Origin of the sequence: Desulfotalea psychrophila LSv54 (assembly GCF_000025945.1) — a bacterium.
GTDB classification, from domain to species: domain Bacteria; phylum Desulfobacterota; class Desulfobulbia; order Desulfobulbales; family Desulfocapsaceae; genus Desulfotalea; species Desulfotalea psychrophila.
Window position 1 is genome coordinate 1,248,668 of the sequence record NC_006138.1, and the last position, 26,456, is coordinate 1,275,123.

At 45.1% G+C, this 26,456-nt stretch carries 22 protein-coding genes and 5 tRNA genes; all 27 read left to right on the forward strand.

The window, feature by feature from the left end:
* Positions 1-36: 36 nt before the first annotated feature.
* The 27 genes from DP_RS05550 to rplB all read left to right on the forward strand — a co-directional run bounded on the left by DP_RS05550 (position 37) and on the right by rplB (position 26,454).
* The gene (locus DP_RS05550; RefSeq protein WP_041277675.1) at positions 37-1,299 is read left to right on the forward strand and encodes a CoB--CoM heterodisulfide reductase iron-sulfur subunit A family protein; all 1,263 of its coding nucleotides are present in this window, start codon (positions 37-39) and stop codon (positions 1,297-1,299) included.
* Positions 1,299-3,560 carry a hydrogenase iron-sulfur subunit gene (locus tag DP_RS05555; protein ID WP_011188350.1) on the forward strand — a complete coding sequence of 754 codons (2,262 nt, stop codon included), beginning with the start codon at positions 1,299-1,301 and terminating at the stop codon, positions 3,558-3,560. The genes DP_RS05550 and DP_RS05555 overlap by 1 nt, the downstream gene beginning before the upstream one ends.
* A gap of 100 nt (positions 3,561-3,660) precedes the next feature.
* Positions 3,661-4,875, forward strand: coding sequence for a quinone-interacting membrane-bound oxidoreductase complex subunit QmoC (qmoC, locus tag DP_RS05560; RefSeq protein ID WP_011188351.1), 1,215 nt, complete (start codon positions 3,661-3,663; stop codon positions 4,873-4,875).
* 210 nt (positions 4,876-5,085) lie between these two features.
* Positions 5,086-5,161 (forward strand) — tRNA-Thr (locus DP_RS05565).
* A 75-nt stretch (positions 5,162-5,236) separates the two neighbouring features.
* Positions 5,237-5,321, forward strand: a tRNA-Tyr gene (locus DP_RS05570).
* Between the two features lie 18 nt (positions 5,322-5,339).
* Positions 5,340-5,415 (forward strand) — tRNA-Gly (locus DP_RS05575).
* Between the two features lie 19 nt (positions 5,416-5,434).
* Positions 5,435-5,510: transfer RNA gene (locus DP_RS05580), tRNA-Thr, on the forward strand.
* A 55-nt stretch (positions 5,511-5,565) separates the two neighbouring features.
* Positions 5,566-6,756: an elongation factor Tu gene (gene tuf, locus DP_RS05585; RefSeq protein ID WP_011188352.1), complete on the forward strand. Its 1,191-nt coding sequence runs from the start codon at positions 5,566-5,568 to the stop codon at positions 6,754-6,756.
* A 75-nt stretch (positions 6,757-6,831) separates the two neighbouring features.
* Positions 6,832-6,981, forward strand: coding sequence for a 50S ribosomal protein L33 (gene rpmG, locus DP_RS17365; protein ID WP_083818936.1), 150 nt, complete (start codon positions 6,832-6,834; stop codon positions 6,979-6,981).
* A gap of 9 nt (positions 6,982-6,990) precedes the next feature.
* Positions 6,991-7,067: transfer RNA gene (locus tag DP_RS05595), tRNA-Trp, on the forward strand.
* A 74-nt stretch (positions 7,068-7,141) separates the two neighbouring features.
* A complete protein-coding gene (gene secE / locus DP_RS05600) occupies positions 7,142-7,396 on the forward strand; it encodes a preprotein translocase subunit SecE (protein ID WP_011188354.1) in 255 nt (84 codons plus the stop codon).
* A 68-nt stretch (positions 7,397-7,464) separates the two neighbouring features.
* Positions 7,465-7,998: a transcription termination/antitermination protein NusG gene (gene nusG, locus DP_RS05605; RefSeq protein ID WP_011188355.1), complete on the forward strand. Its 534-nt coding sequence runs from the start codon at positions 7,465-7,467 to the stop codon at positions 7,996-7,998.
* Between the two features lie 91 nt (positions 7,999-8,089).
* Positions 8,090-8,515, forward strand: a complete 426-nt coding sequence (rplK, locus tag DP_RS05610; protein ID WP_011188356.1) for a 50S ribosomal protein L11 — start codon at positions 8,090-8,092, stop codon at positions 8,513-8,515.
* Positions 8,516-8,644: 129 nt separating this feature from the next.
* The gene (gene rplA / locus DP_RS05615; RefSeq protein ID WP_011188357.1) at positions 8,645-9,352 is read left to right on the forward strand and encodes a 50S ribosomal protein L1; all 708 of its coding nucleotides are present in this window, start codon (positions 8,645-8,647) and stop codon (positions 9,350-9,352) included.
* A 178-nt stretch (positions 9,353-9,530) separates the two neighbouring features.
* A complete protein-coding gene (gene rplJ / locus DP_RS05620) occupies positions 9,531-10,058 on the forward strand; it encodes a 50S ribosomal protein L10 (RefSeq protein ID WP_011188358.1) in 528 nt (175 codons plus the stop codon).
* A gap of 50 nt (positions 10,059-10,108) precedes the next feature.
* Positions 10,109-10,480 (forward strand): 50S ribosomal protein L7/L12, encoded by a 372-nt coding sequence (rplL, locus tag DP_RS05625; protein WP_011188359.1) that lies wholly within the window; start codon positions 10,109-10,111, stop codon positions 10,478-10,480.
* A 422-nt stretch (positions 10,481-10,902) separates the two neighbouring features.
* Positions 10,903-14,985 carry a DNA-directed RNA polymerase subunit beta gene (gene rpoB, locus DP_RS05630; RefSeq protein ID WP_011188360.1) on the forward strand — a complete coding sequence of 1,361 codons (4,083 nt, stop codon included), beginning with the start codon at positions 10,903-10,905 and terminating at the stop codon, positions 14,983-14,985.
* 121 nt (positions 14,986-15,106) lie between these two features.
* Positions 15,107-19,156: a DNA-directed RNA polymerase subunit beta' gene (gene rpoC, locus DP_RS05635; protein ID WP_011188361.1), complete on the forward strand. Its 4,050-nt coding sequence runs from the start codon at positions 15,107-15,109 to the stop codon at positions 19,154-19,156.
* A 243-nt stretch (positions 19,157-19,399) separates the two neighbouring features.
* The gene (gene rpsL / locus DP_RS05640; RefSeq protein ID WP_011188362.1) at positions 19,400-19,774 is read left to right on the forward strand and encodes a 30S ribosomal protein S12; all 375 of its coding nucleotides are present in this window, start codon (positions 19,400-19,402) and stop codon (positions 19,772-19,774) included.
* 21 nt (positions 19,775-19,795) lie between these two features.
* On the forward strand, positions 19,796-20,269 hold the full coding sequence (rpsG, locus tag DP_RS05645) for a 30S ribosomal protein S7 (RefSeq protein ID WP_011188363.1): 474 nt from the start codon (positions 19,796-19,798) through the stop codon (positions 20,267-20,269).
* A gap of 62 nt (positions 20,270-20,331) precedes the next feature.
* On the forward strand, positions 20,332-22,410 hold the full coding sequence (gene fusA, locus DP_RS05650) for an elongation factor G (RefSeq protein ID WP_011188364.1): 2,079 nt from the start codon (positions 20,332-20,334) through the stop codon (positions 22,408-22,410).
* Positions 22,411-22,434: 24 nt separating this feature from the next.
* Complete coding sequence (gene tuf, locus DP_RS05655; RefSeq protein WP_011188365.1) at positions 22,435-23,625, forward strand: elongation factor Tu; 1,191 nt, start codon at positions 22,435-22,437, stop codon at positions 23,623-23,625.
* A 13-nt stretch (positions 23,626-23,638) separates the two neighbouring features.
* Positions 23,639-23,950 (forward strand): 30S ribosomal protein S10, encoded by a 312-nt coding sequence (gene rpsJ / locus DP_RS05660; RefSeq protein WP_173362840.1) that lies wholly within the window; start codon positions 23,639-23,641, stop codon positions 23,948-23,950.
* 39 nt (positions 23,951-23,989) lie between these two features.
* Positions 23,990-24,619, forward strand: coding sequence for a 50S ribosomal protein L3 (gene rplC / locus DP_RS05665; RefSeq protein ID WP_011188367.1), 630 nt, complete (start codon positions 23,990-23,992; stop codon positions 24,617-24,619).
* Between the two features lie 33 nt (positions 24,620-24,652).
* On the forward strand, positions 24,653-25,276 hold the full coding sequence (rplD, locus tag DP_RS05670) for a 50S ribosomal protein L4 (RefSeq protein WP_011188368.1): 624 nt from the start codon (positions 24,653-24,655) through the stop codon (positions 25,274-25,276).
* The gene (locus DP_RS05675; protein WP_011188369.1) at positions 25,273-25,560 is read left to right on the forward strand and encodes a 50S ribosomal protein L23; all 288 of its coding nucleotides are present in this window, start codon (positions 25,273-25,275) and stop codon (positions 25,558-25,560) included. The genes rplD and DP_RS05675 overlap by 4 nt, the downstream gene beginning before the upstream one ends.
* Before the next feature lie 72 nt (positions 25,561-25,632).
* Positions 25,633-26,454, forward strand: coding sequence for a 50S ribosomal protein L2 (gene rplB / locus DP_RS05680; protein WP_011188370.1), 822 nt, complete (start codon positions 25,633-25,635; stop codon positions 26,452-26,454).
* The last annotated feature ends 2 nt before the right edge of the window (positions 26,455-26,456 follow it).

A 26,456-nucleotide genomic window follows, 5' to 3' on the forward strand; every position in this document is an offset into this window, starting at 1 on the left:
ATAGTCAATATTTTAAGAGTAATAGGGAGGTATGGTATGACTGACGAGCAAGGCACCTCTGGTGCAGTTTTGGTCGTAGGCGGGGGTATCAGTGGGCTGACAGCAGCCCTTGAAACCGCCGAAGTCGGCAATGATGTTTTTCTTATTGAGAAAAGTCCTTGTTTTGGTGGACGTGTATCCCAACTTAATCAGTATTTTCCAAAGCTTTGTCCCCCAAGTTGTGGTCTTGAGATTAACTTTCGCCGGGTGAAAGAAAACCGAGGTATTCGTACCTATAGCATGACAACGGTGAAGTCTGTCACGGGCGAGGCCGGTAATTATGAGGTGACCCTCGAAATTGCCCCTCGTTATGTGAATAGTAACTGTACAGCCTGTGGCGCCTGTTCCGCAGCCTGTCCGGATGAGGTTGCCAATGAGTTTAACTTTGGCATGGATATGAGAAAGGCCGCCTATCTTCCCCATGAGATGGCTTTTCCTCGTCGCTATGTGATTGATAAGGATGCCCTCAGTCCAGCCGGTGCCGAAGCTGTCGTTGCTGCCTGTAAGTATGGCGCTGTTGATCTTGATATGCAGCCTGAAACAGTGGTTATTCAGGTAGGTTCTATTATTTGGGCCACCGGTTGGAATCCCTATGACCCAGCTAAAATGGATAATCTGAAGTATGGTCAATCAGATGCAATTGTCACCAATATGATGATTGAGAGAATGGCCTCTCCTAATGGTCCCACCTCCGGCAAAATTCTTCGTCCCGGTGATAATAAGGAACCAGAGTCCATTGCCTTTGTTCAATGTGCCGGCTCTCGTGATGAAAATCATCTTGAGTACTGTTCCTCTGTGTGCTGTATGGCGACTTTCAAGCATATGACCTATGTGCGTGAGCAGTATCCAGATGCTCAAATATATGTCTTTTATATTGATTTGCGGACTCCTGGTAAATACGAAAAATTTCGTGAACAACGAATGGCCGATGAGAAGGCAACCTTTATCAAGGGTAAGGTAGCTGATATTATTATCGAGGCAGACGGTGGAGTGACCGTGGTGGCGGAGGATGCCCTGACCGGTAATAAGAAAAATCAGAAGGTTGATATGGTTGTTTTGGCAACGGGTATGCAGCCATCTTTTGCTACGGGAGCGCCTGTTGGTCTGGAAGTGGACAGTAATGGCTTTATTATAAGCGATTTTAATAAGGGCATGATTGCTGCGGGATGCGCGAAAAAACCCGTAGATGTTGTGACCACCACTCAATCATCCACGGCAGCTGCCCTAAAGGCAATTCAGATTTCCAGGAGGTCGAATTAATGGATAAGTCATATTGTGCATATTTATGCTCTGGTTGTGGTATTGGTGATGCCCTTGATATGGAGGCTCTCGCGGGAGTTGTTTCCGGTGAGATGTCCATGGAGTGTAAAACCCATGAGTGTCTTTGCGGGGCGGCAGGGCGTGCCCTTATCGAGGCAGATATTGCAGCAGGAACTAATACCGTTGTGGTCGGTGCCTGTTCACCTCGGGTTATGACTGGTGAATTTAATTTTGGTAAAGATAAGATTACCGTTCGGGCAAATCTTCGTGAGCAGGTTGTTTGGTCCGAGGCTAAGCCTGCAGAGGGTGAGGAACCCCATGCAGAGGCCGTGGCCTTTTTGCAGGAAACTGCCGAAGATTATATGAGAATGGCCTGTACCCGGGCTCAAAAGACGGAGTTGGCAGATCCATTTCATCTGGAGATCATCACTAAAACGGTGATGGTGATGGGTGGTGGTATTGCCGGCCTTACTGCGGCAAAAGAGGCGGCTGCTGCGGGTTATGAGGTTCTTCTGGTGGAAAAAGAGGCCCAGCTTGGTGGCAAGGCCCTTGGTTGGAGAAAATCTTTTCCATCCAAGGCTCCCTGGACTGATTTGGAAGAAAACCCCGCCGATGCCCTGGTTGCAGCCGTTACCGCAGATGATAAAATTACGGTGAAGCTTGCAACGGAGGTAGCTCGTATTGGTGGTGCTCCCGGAGCATTCCGTGTCTCTTTTAAGGATGTCGGAACTCAGACTGAGTGGGATGCGCCTGCCAAGGTTGCCGTTGATGAGCAGGATGCTATTGACAAGGGCGAGATGGAAAACCCCAATGAGGGGCTACAGGTCTATACCGCCGTTGACGAGAATGCTACTCTGGTAGGTTCTGTTGTTCTAGCCACGGGCTGGACTCCTGCCGATGTTTCTCAGTACGAGCATTTGGGCTATGGAAAACTTACAAATGTGGTTACCAATGCCGAGTTTGAAAAAATTGCCAAGGAGGGCAAGGTTCCTGCCAATGTGGCCTTTGTTCAGAGCCCGGGCGGAAAAGATAGCGATGATGATTTTCCTTACTGTAACTCCGTAACCTCCATGGTTGCCCTGAAGCAGGCGCAGTATGTCTGTCAGGACAACGTTGATGGCAAGGCCTATATCCTCTATCAGCATATGCGTACTCCTGGACAGATGGAGCTCTTTTATAAGAATGCCCAGTTGAATGACGGTATTTTTATGACCAAGGCCTCTGTTGTCGGAGTGGATGAGGAAGGTGCAGGCCTGAGGGTGAATATTGAAGAGACCCTTTTGGGAGAAGATGTCAGTATTGACGTTGATATGGTTGTTCTGGCCGCCGGTATGGAGCCTGTAACCCTTCATGACAGCAGTATTAATCTGGCCTATCGTCAGGGTCCTGCCTTTTCTGATCTCGACCTCTTTGATGGTTATGCTGATTCCCATTTTATCTGCTTTCCTTATGAGACTCGTCGTACCGGCGTTTACACCTGTGGTGGTGTGCGTAAGGCGGAGACCATGGAGGAGACCATTGATGATGCAACGGGCGCTGCCCTTAAGGCCATTCAGTGTATAGAATCCTCTGACCGTGGTGTTTCTGTTCATCCTCGTTCCGGTGATGCGACCTATCCTGAGTTTTTTATGCAACGTTGTACCCAGTGTAAACGTTGTACCGAGGAGTGTCCTTTTGGCGCCTTAGATGATGATGAAAAGGGAACTCCGCTGCCAAATCCAACTCGCTGTCGTCGTTGTGGTATCTGTATGGGTGCCTGTCCCGAACGTATTATCGGCTTTAAGGACTATAATATAGATATGATCGGCTCTATGATTAAATCCATAGAGGTGCCGGAAGATGATGATGATCGTCTCCGTATTATGGTCTTTGTCTGTGAAAATGATGCTTATCCTGCCCTTGATATGTCCGGCATGAGACGTCATGGTATAAGTCATATGGTTCGGTTTATCCCTGTTCGTTGCCTGGGCTCGGTTAATATGGCCTGGGTTCGGGATGCTCTTTCAGCGGGAATGGATGGGATAATGCTTTTGGGCTGTGCCTATGGTGACGATTATCAGTGTCACTTTGTTAAGGGCTCTGAAATTGCCCAGAAGCGGATGGAAAATATCGGCGATACTCTTTCAAGTCTGGGCCTTGAGTCTGAACGTTGTGTCTCTGAGCAGATCGCTATTACCGATTTTGATAAGGTGCCCAAACTTATTAATGATTTCGTTGAAGAGATTGTTGAGATGGGGCCAAATCCATTTAAGGGTTTCTAGCCTCTGTTATCAAAAAGCCGTAGTGATTAGGTCGCCACGGCTTTCTACATAATTGCTTATAAAACTTTTATACGTTTTGATAATAGAATAGGAGGAGACTATGAATGTTCAACCAGATTTAGATTTTATCAGGCATCTCAAACAGGCCGGTGGCGATACCCTGAAAAAGTGCTACCAGTGTTCAACCTGCTCTGTTATGTGTCCGCTGTCAAAGGACGGTAAACCCTTTCCCAGAAAAGAGATGATCTGGGCCCAGTGGGGTCTGAAGGAGAAGCTTATTGCCGATCCCGATGTTTTTCTTTGTCATCAGTGCGGGGACTGTACTGCAGGCTGTCCACGGGGGGCAAAACCGGGTGATGTTCTTAGTGCTATTCGTTCCTGGGCCTATACAGAGTATGGTTGGCCCGGACCCTTGGCCAAGCTTGCCTCCACCGCCAAGGGACTACCCGTTCTGGTTGCCCTGCCCGTGGTGGTTATTCTTCTTATGTGGCTCGCCTCAAGTCTTATTGGCGTTTCCGGGGTGCATCTTCCCAGTAAGGAGGAGTTTGCCCTGCACGGCTATCAGCAATTTTTTGGTACTTGGAATTTTCATTGGTATGCAAAAAATATTGCCTTTATTGTCGCAATTATGGTGCCGGCCCTGGGCATAGGCCTCTTTTCCGCTGGAATGGGTGTTTATCGGTTTTGGAAGAAGATGAGTATTAATGCCGGTATTAATGGAGCCTTTAAGCCATCCATTTATCAGTTTGTTACTCAACTGTGGTGGCCTGCAGCTAAAGAAATTGTTACCCATAAGCGTTTTAAAGAGTGTAATATTAACGAGACAAGGACCCGAGGTCATCTTCCTCTTATGTATGCCTTTGCCGGACTCTTTATTGTTACCTGTTGGTCATTGTTGAAAAATGATGTCCTCGGCCTTTTCTGGCCCGCCCTGCATGGGCCATTGCCGCTTACCGATCCATTTAAGTTGTTGGCAAACGTCTCTGCCATCGCCATGATCTTTGGCCTGGCCGTACTGTGGGCTAATAGAAAGAGGTCCGAGCGCGAGGATAAAACCATGCCTACCTTTTATGACTGGTTTCTTCTCTGGGAGATTGCCGCGGTTGGGGTAACGGGTATCGGTGCCGAGGTGCTTCGCTGGATGGGGATACCTATTGCCGGTTATATTGTATATTTTCTGCACTTGGTCTCTATTTTTATGCTATTCTTGTACTTGCCATACACCAAGTTTGCCCATATTGTTTTCCGGACAGCGGCAATGACCTTTGATAATTATCGTGAAAGTGTTTTTGCCAAAAATCCTTTAGATCAATAATTTATCTCTTTACTGATCTGTTTTGGGGCTATCTTCTCTGGTGGAAGGTAGCCTTTTTTTTTGTTTGCCTATTGCCTCTCTTTAGTTTTATAATATTGATGTTTTACGTAGATTCAAAGAGATGGGGCTTGGTGGTGAAAATAAAAGAAGAAAGATGTGAAAAAAGCATTGCATATAAGACGGAAGGCATGTATATTCTCGTTCCCACAGGCTGGCGTAGCTCAACTGGAAGAGCAGCTGATTTGTAATCAGCAGGTTGCGGGTTCAAGTCCCATCGCCAGCTCCAAGTTTGTATAAAAAAAATGCTTTACAAGTACGCAGAGAGTGTGTATATGTGTCACCTTTCAAGGTGTCATCGTGTGGAGGGGTTCCCGAGTGGTTAAAGGGATCAGACTGTAAATCTGACGGCTCAGCCTTCGAAGGTTCGAATCCTTCCCCCTCCACCATTCGATTTTGTATAGCAAGCGGGAATAGCTCAATTGGTAGAGCATCAGCCTTCCAAGCTGAGGGTTGCGAGTCCGAGTCTCGTTTCCCGCTCCATTTTTTTAAATAGTTAGTTGCCCACATAGCTCAGTTGGTAGAGCGCATCCTTGGTAAGGATGAGGTCACCGGTTCAACTCCGGTTGTGGGCTCCACAAAGAACAAGAAAAAAAGTCGGAACTTTTTTCAACGGCCTGAGGAGACAGGAAGATGTCAAAGGAAAAATTTGAAAGGACAAAGCCGCATGTCAATGTAGGAACAATTGGTCACATCGATCACGGTAAAACCACTTTGACTGCTGCTATCACCCGCGTATTGTCTACTAAGGGACAAGCCAGTTTCACTGATTTCAGTGATATCGATAAGGCTCCTGAGGAAAAAGAGCGCGGAATTACTATCGCAACCGCTCACGTAGAGTATGAGACTGTTAATCGTCACTACGCTCACGTTGATTGTCCTGGTCATGCCGATTATATCAAGAATATGATTACCGGTGCTGCTCAGATGGACGGTGCGATTTTGGTTGTTGCAGCGACAGATGGTGCTATGCCTCAGACTCGTGAGCATATCCTTCTTGCTCGTCAGGTTGGCGTTCCAGCCATGGTTGTATTTCTTAACAAATGCGACATGGTTGATGATGATGAGCTTATTGAGCTTGTTGAGATGGAGCTTCGTGAGCTTCTCGACGATTATGAGTTTCCTGGCGATGATGTTCCTTTTATTCATGGTTCTGCGCTTCTCGCTCTTGAGAATCCAGAAGATGAAGATAAGGCAGCATGTATCTGGGAACTTATGGACCAGATTGATTCTTACATCCCAGAGCCAGAGCGTGATGTAGATCAGCCTTTCCTTATGCCTGTTGAGGATGTATTCTCTATCTCCGGTCGTGGAACTGTAGCAACCGGTCGTGTTGAGCGTGGTATCATCAAGGTTGGCGAGGAAGTTGCAATCGTTGGCGTTAGAGATACCGTTAAAACCACCTGTACAGGTGTAGAGATGTTCCGTAAGCTTCTTGACGAAGGTCGGGCTGGCGACAACATCGGTGCACTTCTTCGTGGTGTTAAGCGTGAAGATATTGAGCGTGGTCAGGTTCTTGCTAAGCCAGGTACCATTACCCCTCACACCAAGTTCAAGGCAGAGTGTTATATCCTTGGTAAAGACGAAGGTGGACGTCACACTCCATTCTTTAACGGATATCGTCCACAGTTCTATTTTAGAACAACTGACGTTACCGGTATCGTAACCCTTCCTGAGGGTATCGAGATGGTTATGCCTGGTGATAACGTAGCAGTTGAAGCAGAGCTTATTACTCCTATCGCAATGGATGCTGGTCTCCGTTTCGCTATCCGTGAGGGTGGACGAACCGTAGGTGCTGGCGTAATTAGCGAGATCATTGCTTAGTAGTCGCTAATAGGTTTTTGTTGCCCTATTTGATTTAAGCGTTAAATAGGGCAAATTTTTAATAGGAAAAATTAAATGAGAGATATAGTAACCTTGGCTTGTGGTACCTGTAAGCGTCGTAATTACACCACCACAAAGAACAAGAAGCAAACTCCTAATAAGCTTGAGTTTAATAAATATTGCCCCTTTTGTCGGGTTCATACCCCACATAAAGAGACCAAGTAATTCTTGTGCAGGCCAGTAGCTCTAATTGGTAGAGCGCCGGATTCCAAATCCGGATGCTGGGGGTTCGAGTCCCTCCTGGCCTGCCATGTTTTATTGTGGTCTTTTTTTCGTAAAGGGTGTGGTTCTTTTTTGATCTGCAGTAAAAGGCGGGTTTGTAAATATGGCAGCTAAAGCGAAGAACAAAATCAAGAAATCTGTTAATTCTAAAGAGAAGGAAGATGTAAAGCTTTCTCCTGCGATTGTGAAACAGTTTTTTCTTGACGTGAAAACCGAGTTTTTTAGAATAGCTTGGCCAGACAAGAAAATGACTCTTGGTTTGGCTGGTATAGTTGTGGTATTAACTGGGGCTATATCGCTGTACCTTGGTTCTGTTGATTTTATTCTAGGTGAAATCGTTTCTTACGTTCTTGGTTAGTTTCGCAGGTGCTGCGACTTGGTGCTTGCTATTAGAGTAACCTTAAATCTGAGAAAGTAGAGATATTCATGGCAAAACAGTGGTACATATTACAGGCTCATTCAGGATTTGAGGAAAAGGTTAAGCTTACCCTGGAAGACCGGATAAAAAAGGATGGTCTCGAAGATTTCTTCGGTGATATTCTTGTTCCGACTGAACAGGTTGTTGAGATGGTAAAAGGCTCGCGAAAAACTTCGTCAAAGAAATTTTTCCCGGGCTATATGCTTATCAACATGGAACTTACTGACGAAACGTGGCACACCGTTCATGAGAACATGCCGCGCGTTGTTGGGTTTGTGGGCGATGATAGAAATCCAATGCCTCTGTCTGATGAAGAAGCTGCAAAGATCATAGGGCGAATTCAGGAAGGTTCTGAGCGACCACGTCCAAAGGTTATCTTTGATGTTGGCGAAAATGTTCGCGTCATAGATGGGCCTTTTTCTAATTTTCAAGGTGTGGTTGACGAAGTATTTCCTGATAAAGGGCGTGTACGCGTAATGGTCTCGATCTTTGGTCGGGAAACGCCTGTAGAACTTGAGTTCGTTCAGGTTACTAACACCTAATTGTTTCCCCGGGTTATATGGGGAGGTTGGAATCTAGCGTAATGCTGGATTCTGTTGTTTTTTGATAATTGTTTTTAGTTGGGGTAATACAATGGCCAAAAAAGCGATGGCATACATCAAGTTGCAGATACCAGCAGGTAAGGCGAATCCTTCACCTCCTGTCGGACCTGCACTTGGACAGCACGGTGTCAACATCATGGAATTCTGTAAAGGCTTTAACGCCAGGACACAATCCATGGGTGATACCATTGTTCCTGTAGTTATCACTGTTTATCAAGATCGCTCTTTCAGTTTCATTACAAAGACACCACCTGCAGCTGTTCTTCTTATGAAGGCTGCTAATATCACCAAGGGTTCCAGTAATCCTAAGAGTGAGCGTGTTGCTGAAATTAGCAAAGAGAAGATTCGTGAGATCGCAGAGATTAAAATGCCAGATCTCAATGCATATGATATTGATGCTGCAATGCTTATTATTGAAGGCACTGCACGCAGCGCAGGTATCACTGTAGTTGAGTAGTAGACATTTTGATGGAATCGCATTCCCGTAAGGGGATGGTGAAGTACGAAGCTCGGTAATAAATTTCATTTTTTGAGCTTAACAAATACTGCCGGCAGGACGAGTTCCTGTTCAGAGTAGGAGGCCAATATGCCGAAAAGAGGCAAGAATTATAGTAACAAGAGTCAAAGCTTTGACAAACAGCAGGTGTACACTCTTGAAGAAGCTGTAGGTCATGTTTTGGCAACATCTTATGCAAAATTTGATGAGACCTTTGACATTGCAATAAAGCTTGGTGTTGATCCACGTCACGCAGATCAGATGATTCGTTCTTCTGTCGTTTTGCCACACGGTACCGGAAAAGTAACCCGCGTACTTGTTTTTGCAAAAGGTGCTAAAGAAGCCGAAGCAAGAGAGGCTGGTGCTGATTTTGTTGGTGGAGATGACCTGGTAGAAAAGATTCAAGGCGGATGGCTTGAATTCGACAAGACCGTTGCTACCCCTGATATGATGGGTACAGTTGGTAAAATTGGTCGAGTTCTTGGACCCCGTAACTTGATGCCAAATGCAAAGCTTGGAACTGTTACCTTTGATGTTGCTAAAGTCATCGAAGAGATCAAGTCCGGTAAGGTTGATTTTAAAGTTGAAAAAGCTGGTATTTTGCATGCAGGTATTGGTAAAATTTCTTTCGGTAATGAGAAACTTACTGCAAATGCCCTTGCATTTATCGAGAAAATAATTCAGTTAAAACCATCTTCTAGTAAAGGTGTTTATCTTAAGAGTGTTACCATTAGTTCCACCATGGGACCTGGTGTGAAGGTTGATCCTGTTTACCTTCGTGCACTTGTTAAGAAGTAATTTTTTTTGTAGTTGTTGAGTCGAAGACAGCGGGTACGGAAGTTTAATCGCTTGCAAAAGCGTCCTGCCGAGATGAATACCAGAATTTTTATTCCGGTTTAGTGGGGTTTATTCCCTGCTACTCTTGTAGCTGCTGATTCGAATATCGGAAACCTTAAAATTCTAAAGGAGGAGTACTTTGAATCGTGATGATAAAGCGGCACTCGTCTCCCAACTGAATGATTCTTTCGGTCGGGCGAAGTTGTCTGTTGTCGCTGACTATTGCGGCTTGAAAGTATCAGAATTACAGCAAATCAGGATTGAACTGAAAGGCTGTGATTCGGAGATTCGAGTTGCCAAGAATACTCTCCTCAAAAGAGCTGCTGATGGAACTGGTACTGCTGTCCTTGCGGATGACTTTACTGGTACCACTGCTGTAATAACTTCATACTCAGACCCTGTTGGTCCTGCAAAGGTACTTACCCAGTTCGCTGGTGGTCATGAAAAGTTTGTTATTCGTTCTGCTGCTCTTGAGGGCGAGAAAATTGGTGTAGATCGTTTAGAGGCACTTGCTAAGCTTCCATCCAGAGAAGTTCTTCTGGGTCAGTTGCTTTCTACCTGGAACAATGTACCTACCGGTCTTGTTCGCGTGCTTTCTGGTGTACCACGTACTTTTGTATACGGACTCCAGGCTCTTAAAGATCAGAAGGAACAAGAAGGAAAGTAATTTCCTGATTTTTTTAACGGAATAAAATATACTATAACGAGGTATTTATCATGGCTGTAACTAAAGAAGACGTAATTGATTTCATCGCTGGCATGTCTGTTCTTGAGCTTTCTGAGTTGATCGGTGAGTTCGAAGAGAAATTCGGTGTTTCTGCTGCTGCTCCTGTTGCAGTTGCTGCTGCTGGTGTAGCTGCTGAAGCTGTAGAAGAGAAGACTGAATTCGACGTAATTCTTGCTTCTGCTGGTAGCGAGAAAATCAAAGTAATTAAAGAAGTTCGCGCTATCACCGGTCTTGGACTTAAAGAAGCTAAGTCTCTTGTAGAGTCTGCTCCTGCAGCTCTTAAAGAGGGTGTTTCTAAGGACGAAGCAGCAGAGCTCAAAGCTAAGCTCGAAGCTGTTGGTGCAACTGCAGAAGTTAAGTAATTAACTTTGCAGTATGTGCATATATACTTAATGTGTGCACGACCAAGCTTGAAAAACACGCTACAGGCACAGACCTGTAGCGTGTTTCGCTTTTTCAAGTGATGATGAAAAATACAAAAAAATGTCTGTGAAAACTTGTAGTTAGGGCTGGATATGCTGGTTGTGTCGGTTTTGTTTTATGAATCTTAAAAGCCAAAAAGGTCACGTCCATGATAAAAAATTACCACAAAAATGCTGTCTCATCTTTTTTTTACCCTAATGCAATGTTGTTTTCCACCTCAGCCTTATTTATAGGCAACACACTTTTTTCCACTCCTTTACGATACTGTTGTAAGTAAGAAATTATTTATAACAATTGTTCATCCGTTTTGCACTAACAAGGTTTATCGTAACGAATTTATCAGGCTATATCGAGGACGACTATGGAACGAGTTAGAAAGAATTTTGCCACTGCTGATAATGTACTTGAGCCACCGCATCTTATTTCTATGCAGCGCATCTCCTATGAGGAGTTTTTACAAATAGACCGCGCTCCCGAAGAAAGAGAAGATGTTGGCCTTCAGGCAATTCTCAAGAATATTTTCCCGATTAATGATTTTAACGGTCTGTGTTCCTTAGAATTTTTGAAGTATAAGTTTGGTGAGCCTAAGTACACTGTACAGGAGTGTCAACAGCGTGGTATGAGTTACGAGATACCACTTAAGATTGTTGTGCGCCTGATAACTTTTGATGTAGATGAAGAAACCGGTGTTCAGACCATTAGAGATATGAAGGAGCAGGAAGTTTTCCTTGGCTCTCTTCCTCTTATGACCGCTGATGGTGTTTTCGTTGTCAATGGTACAGAGCGTGTTATTGTTTCTCAGCTTCAACGATCTCCGGGACTTTTCTACAGTCATGATAACGGTAAGAGTCACTCTAGTGGAAAGCTATTGTACTCTGCACGTATCATCCCTGTACGTGGTTCTTGGATTGATCTTGAATTTGATATTAAAGATGTTCTGCATGTTCGTATTGATCGCAGAAGAAAGTTTCCTGTAACTACTCTGCTCAAGGCCCTTGGGTACAGTAGTGAAGAGCTCCTCAGAGAGTTTTATCCTCTTGAAAATGTTAAACTTAGCGATGGAAAATACTGGGTGCGTTTTGTAGCAGAGCACACAGCGGGCCAGCGTTTAGAGTTTGATTTAGTAAACCCTCAAGATGGTGAGATCCTCGCTAAGAAGGGGCGTAAAATTAGCAAGGCCCTCTGTCGCAAGGCTGTCGAAGCTGGCATCGAATTTATCGAGGCTTCCAGTGAGACAATTTTGGGTAAAGTTCTCGCATCCGCTATTACCCTGGCTGGCGCCGAAGAACCTCTCTACCCTTGTAATACAGAAATTACTGAGACCGTATTAGAAAATTTGGCCGAGAATGGTATTAATGAGTTTGAAACCCTTTTTATGGATGGTGTTAACTACTCTGCATCCTTCAGCCATACCCTCAGGCTTGATAAGGTAATCACTACAGCGGAAGCTCTGTTGGAAATTTACCGTCGTCTGCGTCCGTCATCGCCTCCTACCCTGGAAATTGCCACGACATTTTTTGAGAATCTGTTCTTTAATCCAGATCTCTACGACCTTTCCGAGGTTGGACGTTATAAGATTAACGCAAAATTAGGTCTCAAAACAGATATTGAGCACCGTGCCCTTACCAGAGATGATATCATTTATGGTGTTCGTTATCTTGTGCGTCTGAAAGACAATCAAGGCGGCATCGATGATATTGATCATCTTGGTAATCGTCGTGTGCGTACCGTAGGTGAGTTGGTTGAAAATCAGTACCGCATGGGACTGGTTCGTATGGAACGTGCGATCAAAGAGCGTATGACTCTGCAAGATGTAGAGACCCTTATGCCCCATGATCTTATCAATCCAAAGCCAATTTCAGCTGCAATCAAAGAGTTTTTTGGTACTTCCCAGCTGTCTCAGTTTATGGATCAGACCAATGCTCTTTCCGAGGTCACCCACAAGAGACGTCTTTCAGCTCTTGGACCCGGCGGTCTTTCTCGCGAGCGAGCAGGTTTTGAAGTACGTGATGTTCATCCAACCCATTATGGTCGAATTTGTCCGATTGAAACTCCAGAGGGACCAAATATTGGTCTTATTGTTTCTCTCGCCACCTACGCCCGGGTAAATCCATATGGTTTTATTGAAACTCCATATCGTAAGGTTGAAAATCGTGTTATTTTAGATGATATTAGATATTTAAGTGCACTTGAAGAGCAGAAGCAGATTATAGCTCCTGCCCTTGTCGCCCTTGAAGCCGATCACCAGTCCATCTCTGAAGGCAATCTTATTGCCCGTGAAGAGGGTGATGTTATAACTATAGGTTCGGATAATGTAACCTATATGGATGTTGCTCCGAATCAGATGATCTCGGTGGCAGCCTCTCTTGTCCCATTTCTTGAAAATGATGATGCTAACCGGGCCCTGATGGGGTCGAACATGCAACGTCAGGCCGTACCACTTCTTGTTACCGCAGCACCGCTTGTTGGTACAGGCATGGAACGTTATGTAGCCCGTGATTCTGGTGCCTGTCTGCTCAGTGCTGGCGATGGCGTGGTTGAAGAGGTTGATTCGAATCGGGTCGTTGTGCGTTACGATAAGCCCGGCGTTGATGGTTATGATACTGGTGTGGCGGTATATCGTCTTACCAAGTATAAAAAATCTAACCAGAACACCTGTTTTACTCAAACGCCAACCATTCTTCCTGGCCTTAAGGTGGAGAAGGGAACTCTTCTTGCCGATGGTCCTGGTTGCGAGGCTGGTGAGCTTGCCCTTGGTAAAAATCTTACCGTTGCCTTCATGCCTTGGCGTGGATTTAACTATGAGGATTCCATCCTTATTAATGAGAGACTCCTTAAGGAAGATGCCTATACCTCTATTCACATTGATGTGTTTGAGACCATGGCCCGGGATACCAAGCTTGGTAAGGAAGAGATTACCCGCGATATTCCAAATGTTTCCGAGGATACCCTGCGTAATCTGGATGACTCAGGCATTGTCCGTGTTGGTGCCGAGATCAAACCGGGTGACACCCTTGTCGGTAAGGTAACTCCAAAAGGAGAGACCGTACTTTCACCGGAAGAGAAGCTCCTGCGAGCAATCTTTGGTGAGAAGGCACAGGATGTTAAGGATTCAAGCCTTCGTGTTCCACCGGGAGTGACCGGTGTTGTCATTGATGCTAAGGTCTTCTCGCGTAAAGGTGTTGATAAGGACGAACGTTCTTTGATGATCGAGGATCTTGAAATTGAGAGACTTGAAGGTGATAAGCGCGATGAGCTTCGCAGTCTGAAAAACGGTGTTTGTCGTGAGCTCGGTGAGCTTATTGCCGGCAATACTGCTCTAGGGGACATCCTTGATAGCAAAGGTGAGCTTCTGATCTCCTCCGGGGATAAGATCGAGGTAGTTCATGCCATTGCCATTGGTTTTCATCGTCTAAAGGATATCGACTTTTCTGGAATGGCAGACTGCACTGATCGGATGGATGCCGCCTACGAGCGTTACCAGAAGCAGGCAGAGGTTATTGCCCAGCGTTATGATGGTATCATTGAACGTCAGAAGAAGGGTGATGATCTTCCTCCAGGCGTAGTGAAGATGGTGAAGGTTTATGTTGCAACCAAACGTAAACTCTCAGTTGGTGATAAGATGGCGGGACGACACGGTAATAAAGGTGTTGTTTCTAGAATCTTGCCAGAAGAGGATATGCCGTACTTTGCAAATGGTGATACTGTAGATATCGTTCTCAACCCACTGGGTGTACCTTCTCGTATGAACGTTGGTCAGATTCTTGAGGTCCATTTGGGTTTTGCTGCTAAAAATCTGGGTGCTCAGCTTGAGAAACTTGCAGAGCAGTATGCTGTGGAAGAGATCAAGGCAAAACTTAGCCGTGTTTATTCAGACAGTGAGTATCACGCTATTATTGATGGCAAGACCGATGCCGAGGTAATTGACTGGGCATATCGTCATCGTAAAGGATTGCATATGGCGACACCTGTATTTGATGGTGCCGAGGAAGCTGAGATTCGTAAATTGCTTATCGAATCAGGTGTTGATAAGGGCGGACAGAGCCAGTTGTATGATGGTCTTACCGGAGAACCCTTTGCCAACCTTGTTACCGTTGGTGTGATGTATATGTTGAAACTCCATCACTTGGTAGATAACAAGATTCACGCTCGTTCGACTGGTCCATACTCCCTTGTTACCCAGCAACCGCTCGGTGGTAAGGCTCAGTTTGGTGGTCAGCGTCTGGGTGAGATGGAGGTCTGGGCAATGGAGGCATATGGTGCCGCCTATACCTTGAAAGAATTTTTGACTGTTAAATCTGATGATGTGGAAGGCCGTACAACCATGTATGAGCGCATCGTCAAAGGAAACAATTTCCTGACAACTGGTTTACCAGAATCGTTCCACGTTCTTGTGAAAGAGCTGCAAGGACTTTGCTTGAATATGGAACTAATCGAAGAATAGAAAAATCAGTTACTGACTCGGGCAGGTTTTGCAAAAGACCTGCCCGGGCTCTGATCTCTTCAAAGTCTGTGGTACTTATGTGTGCCCGACAAATCCTACAACATGTAGAAGAGGTGATTTAGTGGAAGAGTTATTTAATTTTTTTCAAAAGCCGAAAGGACCAGTAAAATTCAATAAGGTTAAGATCTCTCTTGCTTCGCCAGAGCAGATTATCGACTGGTCACATGGCGAGGTTAAAAAGCCTGAGACGATTAATTATAGAACATTCAAGCCGGAAAGAGATGGTCTCTTCTGTGCAAAAGTTTTTGGTCCTGTAAAAGACTTTGAATGTAATTGTGGAAAATATAAGCGCATGAAGCACAGAGGCGTTGTCTGTGAAAAATGCGGTGTTGAGGTTATTCAGTCCAAGGTACGACGTGAGCGACTCGGTCACATCAGTCTTGCCGCACCTGTAGCCCATATATGGTTTCTCAAGAGTTTGCCCAGTAAGATTGGTGCCGTTCTTGATATGACCCTGAAGCAACTGGAAAAGGTTCTCTACTTCGAGAACTATGCAGTTACTCAATCCGAGGTTGAAGAGTTGCCTCTCGGCACCCTTCTTACCGAAGAAAAATATCGTCAGGCCTTAAGCGAATACCCCGCTCAATTTAAAGTGGGTATCGGTGCAGAGGCTATTCGTGAACTTCTTGCGGCCCAAGATCTCATTGGACTCTCTCGAGTTTTACGAGAAGAGATGGCTAGCACCAGTTCACAGACCAAGCGGCAAAAACTTGGTAAGCGACTCTTTGTTATCGAGGCTTTCCGTGATTCAGGTAATAAGCCTGAGTGGATGATTCTTCAGGTGATCCCCGTGTTGCCACCGGATCTTCGTCCTCTTGTGCCTCTGGAAGGTGGACGTTTTGCCACCTCTGATCTTAATGATCTTTATCGTCGGGTAATTAACCGTAATAACCGACTGAAGAGACTCTTAGAGCTCGATGCGCCTGATATTATTATCCGCAACGAGAAGAGAATGTTGCAGGAATCTGTGGACGTACTCTTTGATAATGGTCGTCGTGGTCGAGTGATTACCGGTGCCAATAAGCGTCCTCTGAAATCTCTTTCAGATATGCTTAAGGGTAAGCAGGGACGTTTTCGTCAAAATCTCCTCGGTAAGCGTGTTGATTATTCCGGTCGTTCCGTAATTGTTGTAGGACCGCATTTGCGTCTGCATCAGTGTGGTATTCCAAAGAAAATGGCACTTGAGCTTTTCAAGCCATTTATCTATAACCGTCTCGAGCGCAAAGGTCTTGTTACCACGATCAAGAGTGCCCGTAAGATGGTTGAAAAGGGTGCCAAGGAAGTATGGGATGTGCTCGAAGAGGTGGTAACAGAGTATCCTGTTATCCTCAACCGCGCGCCGACCCTGCATAGACTCGGTATGCAGGCATTTGAAGCGGTACTGATTGAGGGTAAGGCTATTCGTCTTCACCCACTTGTCTGTATGGCCTTTAATGCTGATTTTGATGGTGATCAGATGGCAGTTCACGTACCTCTCTCTGTGGAAGCACAGGTTGAAGCTCGTGTACTGATGATGTCTACCAATAATATCCTCTCTCCTGCAAACGGCGAGCCGGTTATTATCCCATCTCAGGATATCGTTCTCGGTCTCTACTATATGACCCGAGAGAGAATTAATGTGAAGGGTGAAGGACGGGTATTCTCCTCCGTGGATGAGGCAATTATCTCCTACGATTATAAGGAGACCGACCTGCAGGCTAAGGTTAAGGTTCGTCGTCCAGAGGGTATTGTTGACACCACCATGGGACGTATTATCCTTGGAGAGTTGGTGCCAAAGTCTGTACCTTTTGTCGAGGTGAATAAGGTAATGAGCAAGAAGGCCCTGGCGGCTCTTATTGATTATACCTACCGTCACGCAGGTACCAAAGATACTGTTATCTTAGCCGATAGACTTAAAGATACCGGTTATGAGTATGCAACACGTGCCGGTATCTCCATCTGTATTGATGATATGAAGATCCCTGCTACTAAAGTGGGATTGGTCAAGAAAGGAGAAGACGAGGTACTGGATGTAGAGCAACAGTACTCCGATGGTCTTATCACCGCTGGTGAGAAGTACAATAAGGTCATTGATATCTGGTCTAAAGTCTCAGAGGATGTTGCTAATGAGATGATGGATGAGATTAAGACGGAGACCTTTGAAGACAAGGATGGTAATCTTGTTGAGGGGCCAAGTTTTAACTCTATCTTTGTTATGGCAGATTCTGGAGCAAGGGGTTCGCGTGATCAGATTCGTCAGTTGGCCGGTATGCGTGGTCTGATGGCAAAACCATCGGGCGCGATTATCGAGACTCCTATTAAGGCGAACTTCCGTGAAGGACTTGATGTACTTGAGTACTTTATCTCCACTCACGGTGCTCGTAAAGGTCTTGCCGATACCGCACTTAAAACTGCAAACTCTGGTTATCTCACCCGTCGTCTGGTTGATGTTGCTCAGGAAGCTACCATTGTCGAGGCTGATTGTCAGACCCTTGATGGTATTGTTGCAGAGCCCCTTCTCGATGGTGGTGAAGTTCTTGTACCACTGGGAGATCGTATTCTCGGTCGTGTTGCCCTTGAGGACGTTGTTGATCCGTTTACCGGTGAAGTTCTTGTGGTTGCAGGCGAGCAGATGGAAGAGGATAAGGTTGCCATTCTCGAAGAGGCAGGCATTGACAGGGTCATGATTCGTTCTGTTTTGACTTGTCGTTCTAAGCGCGGTGTATGTGCGGCCTGTTACGGCCGTGATCTTGGCCGTGGTCACCTTATTAACCAGGGTGAGGCTGTAGGTGTTATTGCCGCACAATCAATTGGTGAGCCCGGCACACAGCTTACCATGCGTACCTTCCATATTGGTGGTACTGCGAGTCGTTCTGTTGAACAGGCAGAGATTCGTACCCATCGAGGTGGTAAGGTTGCCTTTAATAATCTCCACTATGTTGAGAATTCAAGTGGTGTGAAGATTGTTATGAACCGTAATGCCGAGATCTTTGTCAAAGATGAGTTCGGTCGTGACCGTGAGAAGTTTAAGGTTAACTACGGTGCTCAGGTTCTGGTTAAGGAAGGCGAAGATATAGAGCGCGATACCGTTCTGGCCGATTGGGATGCCTATACTATTCCAATTGTGGCAGAGGTTGGTGGTATTATTCGTTACGGCGATATCTTTAACGGTATTACCATGCAAGAGAAGGTGGATCCAGTAACCGGAAAGTCCTCCATGGTTATTGTTCACTCTGCAGGTGGTGTGACTCTCAATCCACGCATTAGCGTGAAGAATGATCGTGGCAAAACCTTGAAATTGCCGGACTCTGAGGGCTTTGCTCGCTACAGTCTTCCTGTCGGGTCTCTTATCTCTGTTGAAGAGGGAGCTGAGATTAAGGCGGGTACTATCGTGGGTAAGATTCCTCGTGAGACCTCGAAGACTAAGGATATTACAGGTGGTCTTCCACGTGTTGCTGAGCTTTTTGAGGTGCGCAAGCCTAAGGATCCTGCTATCATTGCTAGAATTGATGGCAAGGTTAGCTTTGGCAAGGAACTCAAGGGCAAGAGACGCGTTGTGGTGACCCCTGAGTACGGTGAGCAGCAAGAGTACCTTGTACCTAAGGCAAAGCATATTATCGTTCATGAAGGCGATTACGTGCAGGCTGGTGAGCCTCTCATGGAAGGTACCATTGTACCAAATGATATCTTGAGTGTGCTTGGTGTTAAGGCACTGGCAAAATTCCTGGTGGATGAGATCCAAGAGGTGTATCGTCTCCAGGGTGTAAAAATTAATGACAAACATATTGAAGTTATTGTGCGTCAGATGCTCAAACGGGTACATATCACTCGAGCCAATGATTCTAAGTTTATGATTGGTGAGAATGTAGAGTGGTGGAAGTTTGAGGAAGAGAGAGATCGTCTTCTTGCCGAAGGAAAGAAACCTGGTGCTGCCGAGCCGTTATTGCTTGGTGTCACAAAGGCTTCACTTTCCACAGAAAGTTTTATTTCTGCGGCATCTTTCCAAGAGACTACCAAGGTATTGACCAACGCAGCTATGTCTGGGCGGGTTGATGAGTTGCTAGGATTGAAAGAAAATGTTATTATGGGACGTTTGATTTCTGCGGGTACAGGTATTAATAGGGTCGATTAAGATCGCCTGTATTTGCTGTTTTTGTTGTTTTAAGCTTGACACTGCGGCGACGTTAGGGTAAAAAACTCTACTTTCGTGCATTATACGTATCGAACTTTGCCAAGGTGTCAAGGCACTTTGTTTATATGAAAGTATGGAACTTTTTTATATGAACGCTGGTTTATTTTTAAAAGTTTCGTACTTGGTTGTTCTCGGTTTCCGAGGATAAAAGTTTATAGTTGAGTAAAACAGGAGTGGTGGAGCATGCCAACAATTAACCAACTTGTAAGACAAGGGCGTAAAAAGTCTGTTAAGAAGACTAATACCCCGGCTCTTAAGGGATGTCCTCAAAAGCGAGGCGTTTGCGTAAGAGTTTATACAACTACACCAAAGAAGCCAAACTCCGCTCTCCGTAAGGTAGCAAGAGTAAGGTTGACCAATGGTATAGAAGTTACTTCATATATCCCCGGTATTGGACATAATCTTCAGGAACACTCTGTTGTTATGATTCGTGGCGGCAGGGTTAAGGATTTACCAGGTGTTCGTTATCACGTTATTCGTGGTACTTTGGATACATTGGGAGTTTCCGATCGTCGTCAAGGACGTTCTAAGTATGGAGCAAAGAAACCGTCTAAGTGATGCCGGTTTGAGGGATAAAATATGTCACGTAGAAAAACTATAGAAAAACGTCCGGTTACCCCAGATCCTCGTTTCAATAGTGTCTTGGTTGCAAAGTTTACCAATGGCCTTATGGAACGTGGCAAGAAGAGTCTTGCTCAGCGTATCTTTTATGATGCGATGGATCTTGTAGCTGATCGTATGAAAGACGAAGAGCCTTTGACAGTATTCGAAGAGGCCATGGAAAAAGTTCGTCCACGCGTTGAGGTTAAGTCTCGTCGTGTTGGTGGTGCAACTTACCAGGTGCCTATGGAAATTCGTCAAGCTCGTCGTAATGCTCTTGCTATTCGCTGGATTATTAGCTATGCAAAGTCTCGTTCAGGGAAGTGCATGTCTGAAAAGCTTGCTTCAGAAGTGATGGATGCTTTTAATAATCGTGGCGCTGCTGTGAAGAAGCGTGATGATACTCACCGTATGGCTGAGGCTAATAAGGCATTCGCTCATTATCGTTGGTAAGTTTGAGCTAAGCTAGATAAGGGCTGGCGTCAACCTAGTTGAGATTTGTTAAGAGGGAGTTGATGGTGGCCCAAATAAATTTGAAAGACGTGCGCAATATTGGCATTATGGCCCATATTGACGCAGGTAAGACAACGACAACCGAAAGAATTCTTTACTATACCGGTCGTTCTCATAAGATTGGTGAGGTTCATGATGGCAACGCCGTTATGGATTGGATGGAGCAGGAACAGGAGAGGGGCATTACGATCACCTCGGCTGCTACTACTTGTATCTGGAAGGGAAAGAAAATCAACATAATCGACACGCCTGGGCATGTGGATTTCACTGTTGAGGTTGAGCGCTCTCTTCGAGTGCTTGACGGAGTTGTTGCTGTTTTCTGTGCCGTGGGAGGTGTTGAGCCTCAGTCTGAGACCGTTTGGCGTCAGGCTAATAAGTATTTTATTCCTCGTGTAGCTTTTATAAATAAAATGGATCGTGTGGGTGCTGACTTTGATCATTGTCTTGCAATGATAGAGAAACGCCTGAGAGCGAATCCTGTAGCAGTGCAAATTCCGGTTGGTAGTGAAGCGGAATTTGCAGGTGTAATTGACCTCATTGAAGGAGAGATGTATGCCTTCGATGATGCGACTCTTGGCCAGGAAGTCGAAAGGCGAGAGGTTCCTACAGAATATAAAGAAAGATTCACGGCCGCACGTATAAGTCTTCTCGAGAAGTTGGCCGACTTCGATGAGGAGCTTATGGAAAAATTCTTAGATGATGAACTTATTTCATCGGCTACAATATACAAGGCTTTGCGAAAGGCGACCTTGGCCTTAGAACTTGTTCCTGTTTTTTGCGGGAGTGCTTTTAAGAATAAGGGCGTTCAACCTTTGCTTGACGGTGTGGTAAATTATTTACCATCTCCTCTTGATGTCAAACCCGTTGAGGGTGTTGACAAGGATGGAGTCGAGGTAAGTCGGAAGGCTGACCCTAGTGAGAAGTTTGCTGGGTTGGTGTTTAAACTTATGAGTGACTCGTTCGTTGAAAATCTTGCCTTTATCAGAGTTTACTCTGGTACCTTGAAACAGGGGGATAAAGTTTTTAACCCTATAAAAGGAAAGCAAGAAAAAATTGGTAAGCTGCTTCGGCTGCATGCCAATAAACGAGAGGAAGTTAAGGAAATTGTCGCAGGCGATATCGGCGCTGTGGTTGGTTTGAAGTTTACCACCACCGGTGACACCCTATGCGAGAAAGAGGCACAGATCATACTGGAAAGTATGGAGTTCCCCGATCCTGTTATTGGTGTTGCTATTGAGCCGAGTAGTAAGGCTGATGAAAAGAAGTTGACAGAGTCCTTGGCTAAAATTGCCCTTGAGGATCCTTCCTTTGTGGTTTCACAAAATGAGGATACCGGGCAGACAATAATTTCAGGAATGGGTGAGCTTCACCTAGAGATTATTGTGTATAGGCTTTTGAATGAATTTAAGGTTGCGGCTCGAGTAGGTACTCCTCAAGTTTCTTATAAAGAGAGCATTCAACGGTCACATTCGGCAGAAGGTCTTTTTGAACAACCTACGGGAAGCAGTAACCAGTTTGCCAAGGTAGTCCTAGAGATAGAGCCTCTTGAGCGTGGTGCTGGTATTGAGTTTGTTTGTGAGGTTGACGAAAAACAAATACCTGCAGAATTTTTGGGGGCTGTTGAACGAGGTGTTGTCGATAGCTTAGATTCTGGTCCTCTGGTTGGCTATCCCGTGACAGATGTACGGGTAAGGCTTGTCGGTGGAGCGTATCACGAAGAAGATTCTACCGAGATGGCCTTTGGGGTTTCGGCCTCTATTGCAGTAAGAAAGGCTGCGTCAGAAGCTGATTCGGTTCTGCTTGAACCTATAATGTCTCTTGAAGTTATTACTCCTGACGAGTATTTAGGGGATGCTATTGGTGATCTTAACAAGAAGAGAGCCAAGGTGGTTGGAGTAGAGGTAGAAGGTGATTTACAAAAATTGTTAGCCCATGTGCCACTATCCGAGATGTTTGGTTATTCTACATCTCTTCGGTCAGCGACCCAGGGACGAGCCAATTTTACTATGCAGTTTCTTGCATATGACGTAGTGCCGGCGAATAAGGCCGAGACAATTATAAAAAAGATCAGAGGGATTTGAGTCCTAAAATATTGAGAGAACCTTATGTCAAAAGAAAAATTTGAAAGGACAAAACCGCATGTTAATGTGGGCACCATTGGTCATATTGATCATGGTAAAACCACTTTGACTGCTGCTATTACTCGCGTATTGTCTACTAAGGGACAGGCCAGCTTCACTGATTTTAGTGATATTGATAAGGCCCCTGAAGAGAAAGAGCGCGGAATTACTATTGCAACCGCTCACGTTGAGTATGAGACTGTAAATCGTCACTATGCTCATGTTGACTGTCCTGGTCACGCCGATTATATCAAGAATATGATCACCGGTGCTGCTCAGATGGACGGTGCAATTTTGGTTGTTGCTGCAACCGATGGTGCTATGCCTCAGACCCGTGAGCACATTTTGCTTGCTCGTCAGGTTGGTGTACCGGCTATGGTCGTATTTCTTAACAAATGCGACATGGTTGATGATGATGAGCTTATTGAGCTCGTTGAGATGGAGCTTCGTGAGCTTCTTGATGATTATGAGTTCCCTGGCGACGATGTACCTTTCATTCATGGTTCTGCGCTTCTCGCTCTTGAGAATCCAGAAGATGAAGATAAGGCTGCATGTATCTGGGCGCTTATGGAAGCAATCGATTCTTACATTCCAGAACCAGAGCGTGATGTAGATCAGCCTTTCCTTATGCCTGTTGAAGATGTCTTCTCTATCTCCGGTCGTGGTACTGTTGCAACCGGTCGTGTTGAGCGTGGTATTATCAAGGTTGGAGAGGAAGTTGCGATAGTTGGCGTTAAAGATACCGTCAAGACCACCTGTACTGGTGTGGAAATGTTTCGCAAACTACTTGACGAAGGCCGTGCTGGTGATAATATTGGTGCTCTCCTTCGTGGTGTTAAGCGCGAAGATATTGAGCGTGGTCAGGTTCTTGCTAAGCCAGGTACCATTACACCTCATACCAAGTTTAAAGCAGAGTGCTACATCCTCGGGAAAGACGAGGGTGGACGACATACTCCATTTTTCAATGGTTATCGTCCACAGTTCTACTTCAGAACCACTGACGTGACTGGTGTTGTAAGTCTCCCAGAGGGAATTGAAATGGTTATGCCTGGTGATAACGTATCGGTTGACGCTACGCTTATTACCCCAATCGCGATGGACGCAGGTCTTCGTTTTGCTATCCGTGAGGGTGGTAGAACTGTAGGTGCTGGTGTTATTAGTGAAATTATAGAATAAAAGGTGCGTGATGATACCTACAGAGAAAATTCGTATTCGCTTAAAAGCTTACGATCATAAGCTTCTTGATCAATCTACTTCTGAGATTGTTGAGACTGCAAGAAGGACTGGTTCTGCTGTTGTAGGCCCAATCCCTCTTCCAACATCCATTAATAAATTTTGTGTATTGCGCTCTCCTCATGTTAATAAAAAGTCGAGAGAGCAGTTCGAGATGAGAACCCATCGTCGCCTTCTTGATATATTAGAACCAACTCAGCAGACCATTGATCTGCTTATGAAGCTTGAGTTATCAGCGGGTGTTGATGTTGAGATTAAACTGCCTTAGCAGCTGACGCTAAGCAAATAAGAAGTATCGGGTACTGTTATGCCAAAGACAATGGGGATATTAGGTAAAAATATAGGGATGACCCGTGTATACGGTGAAGTGGGTCAGGCAATCCCAGTCACTGTTGTACAAGCCGGGCCTTGTAAAGTTCTTCAAGTAAAAACAAACGCAACTGACGGTTACAATGCTGTTCAAGTTGGTTTCGAAAATAAAAAAAGCTCTCGTGTGAATAAAGCGGAAGCTGGCCATTTTGCAAAATCAGATTCTGAAGGTTTCTACTTCGTACGTGAATTTCGCGTAGTTGATCCTGCAACATACAATGTTGGCGATATGATCAGTGTTGATGCACTTTTCAAAGCTGGCGATATTGTTGATGTACAGGGTACAAGTAAGGGACGTGGTTTTCAGGGTGTTATAAAGCGTTGGGGCTTCAAAGGTGGTCCTGGCGGACATGGTTCTAAGCATCATAGAGCGCCTGGTTCCATCGGCTGTAGTGCTTATCCGGGACGTGTTGTTAAGGGCAAGAAAATGCCTGGTCGTATGGGTAATGATACGGTTCTTAAGAAGAACGTTACTGTGGTTGATGTACGCATTGATGAAAACGTTGTTCTGCTTAAGGGTCCTATGCCTGGAGCTAAAAATGGTCTGTTAAAGATTTATTCCAAGTGATTGTTTAAGTAACAGGCTCGAATGGAGAGAATAATGTCTACTGTAAGTGTAGTTAATACAAATAACGAAAAAGTCGACGAGATAGAATTGAACGACGCAATCTTTAACCGTGAAGTTAAAGAATATATTCTCCACGATGTTGTTCGCATGCAGAGAGCTGCAAAGCGTGCAGGAACTGCATCTACCAAGACTCGTGTCGAGGTACGTGGAGGTGGTGCAAAGCCATGGCGTCAGAAAGGAACTGGTCGTGCTCGTGCGGGATCCCGTACTTCTCCTTTGTGGAGAGGTGGTGGAGTTACATTTGGTCCTAAACCAAGAGATTATAGCTTCAAGCTTAACCGTAAGGTAAGGCAACAAGCTGTTTCTATGGCTTTGAGTGCTCGTTTTCAAGAGGGTAATCTTATCGTTCTTGATAATTTTATCATGGACGCAATCAAGACCAAGGAATTCGCTAGTACAATGAAAACCCTTGAGCTTGCAAACGCCCTTATTGTAATGGACGATGCATCAGAGAATCTCAGCAAGTCTTGTCGTAACGTTCATGGTTACAGAATCTTGCCTGCTGAAGGACTCAACGTATATGACATCTTGTTACACAAGAAAGTTGTATTGGTTAAGCCCGTAATCGAAAGCCTTGAGAAGAGGTTGATGGTATGAAAAATATATACGGCGTATTAAAGGGGCCTGTCCTCACTGAAAAAGCAGCCATACTTCAAGAGATTGATGGTCAGGTTGTCTTTAAAGTTCATCCTAAATCAAACAAGATAGAGATTAAAAGAGCTATCGAGTTGATGTTTGACGTTAAAGTCAAGGATGTTAGAACTGCGAGTATGCGCGGTAAGGAAAAGCGTGTCGGTAAAACCGTTGGGCAGACTAAAGAGTGGAAGAAAGCCTACGTGTCACTTGCTGAAGGCGAAATTAACTTTACCGATGAGATTTAATTATCTGAGGACGTTAAACTTCTCGTATTTAGATTATATCTCATTTTCAATTGATGGAGCGATTGGGAAATCATGGCTATAAAAACATATAAACCAACATCACCCGGAAAGCGTCATCAGGTTTCGATTAAGAATGCGAACCTGGCGAAAAAAGGTCCAGAGAAAAGCCTGGTAACCAGCCTGAGCAAGACCGGTGGACGAAATAATTACGGACGCATTACTTCACGTCACATCGGTGGCGGACATAAGCGAAAGTACAGAATTATCGATTTTAAAAGAAATAAGATGGATATCGATGCAAAAGTTGTTGCAATCGAGTATGATCCAAATCGTTCTGCCAATATTGCCCTTTTGAGCTATATTGACGGTGAGAAAAGATATATTCTTTCTCCAGAGGGCGTATCAGTTGGTGACAAAATTGTTGCCGGTGATAATGTTGATATTCAACCAGGTAACTGTTTGCCATTGGCAAATATCCCACTGGGTACGATTATCCATAACATTGAGATGAAAATTGGTAAAGGCGCACAGATCGTTCGTAGTGCCGGTACCTCAGCTCAACTTATGGCTAAAGAAGGTGACTACGTTCTCGTAAGACTTCCTTCCGGCGAGGTACGCAAGTTCCATAGACTTTGTCGTGCATGTGTTGGACAGGTAGGTAATCGTGAGTACGAGAGTCAAAAGCTTGGAAAAGCGGGTCGTTCTCGTTGGCTTGGTAAGCGACCTCACGTACGTGGTGTTGCGATGAACCCAGTTGATCACCCTATGGGTGGTGGTGAAGGTAAGAGTTCTGGTGGTCGTCATCCATGTACTCCATGGGGTATGCCAACCAAAGGTTACAAGACTCGTACGAATAAGTCTTCTGACAAGTATATCGTTAAGAAGAGATCATAACA

Bases quoted from the DNA above. Each gene is read 5' to 3' on its own strand.
- DP_RS05550 (WP_041277675.1), top strand. From the start codon at position 37: ATGACTGACGAGCAAGGCACCTCTGGTGCAGTTTTGGTCGTAGGCGGG.
- DP_RS05555 (WP_011188350.1), top strand. From the start codon at position 1,299: ATGGATAAGTCATATTGTGCATATTTATGCTCTGGTTGTGGTATTGGT.
- qmoC (WP_011188351.1), top strand. From the start codon at position 3,661: ATGAATGTTCAACCAGATTTAGATTTTATCAGGCATCTCAAACAGGCC.
- tuf (WP_011188352.1), top strand. From the start codon at position 5,566: ATGTCAAAGGAAAAATTTGAAAGGACAAAGCCGCATGTCAATGTAGGA.
- rpmG (WP_083818936.1), top strand. From the start codon at position 6,832: ATGAGAGATATAGTAACCTTGGCTTGTGGTACCTGTAAGCGTCGTAAT.
- secE (WP_011188354.1), top strand. From the start codon at position 7,142: ATGGCAGCTAAAGCGAAGAACAAAATCAAGAAATCTGTTAATTCTAAA.
- nusG (WP_011188355.1), top strand. From the start codon at position 7,465: ATGGCAAAACAGTGGTACATATTACAGGCTCATTCAGGATTTGAGGAA.
- rplK (WP_011188356.1), top strand. From the start codon at position 8,090: ATGGCCAAAAAAGCGATGGCATACATCAAGTTGCAGATACCAGCAGGT.
- rplA (WP_011188357.1), top strand. From the start codon at position 8,645: ATGCCGAAAAGAGGCAAGAATTATAGTAACAAGAGTCAAAGCTTTGAC.
- rplL (WP_011188359.1), top strand. From the start codon at position 10,109: ATGGCTGTAACTAAAGAAGACGTAATTGATTTCATCGCTGGCATGTCT.
- rpoB (WP_011188360.1), top strand. From the start codon at position 10,903: ATGGAACGAGTTAGAAAGAATTTTGCCACTGCTGATAATGTACTTGAG.
- rpsL (WP_011188362.1), top strand. From the start codon at position 19,400: ATGCCAACAATTAACCAACTTGTAAGACAAGGGCGTAAAAAGTCTGTT.
- rpsG (WP_011188363.1), top strand. From the start codon at position 19,796: ATGTCACGTAGAAAAACTATAGAAAAACGTCCGGTTACCCCAGATCCT.
- fusA (WP_011188364.1), top strand. From the start codon at position 20,332: ATGGTGGCCCAAATAAATTTGAAAGACGTGCGCAATATTGGCATTATG.
- tuf (WP_011188365.1), top strand. From the start codon at position 22,435: ATGTCAAAAGAAAAATTTGAAAGGACAAAACCGCATGTTAATGTGGGC.
- rplC (WP_011188367.1), top strand. From the start codon at position 23,990: ATGCCAAAGACAATGGGGATATTAGGTAAAAATATAGGGATGACCCGT.
- rplD (WP_011188368.1), top strand. From the start codon at position 24,653: ATGTCTACTGTAAGTGTAGTTAATACAAATAACGAAAAAGTCGACGAG.
- DP_RS05675 (WP_011188369.1), top strand. From the start codon at position 25,273: ATGAAAAATATATACGGCGTATTAAAGGGGCCTGTCCTCACTGAAAAA.
- rplB (WP_011188370.1), top strand. From the start codon at position 25,633: ATGGCTATAAAAACATATAAACCAACATCACCCGGAAAGCGTCATCAG.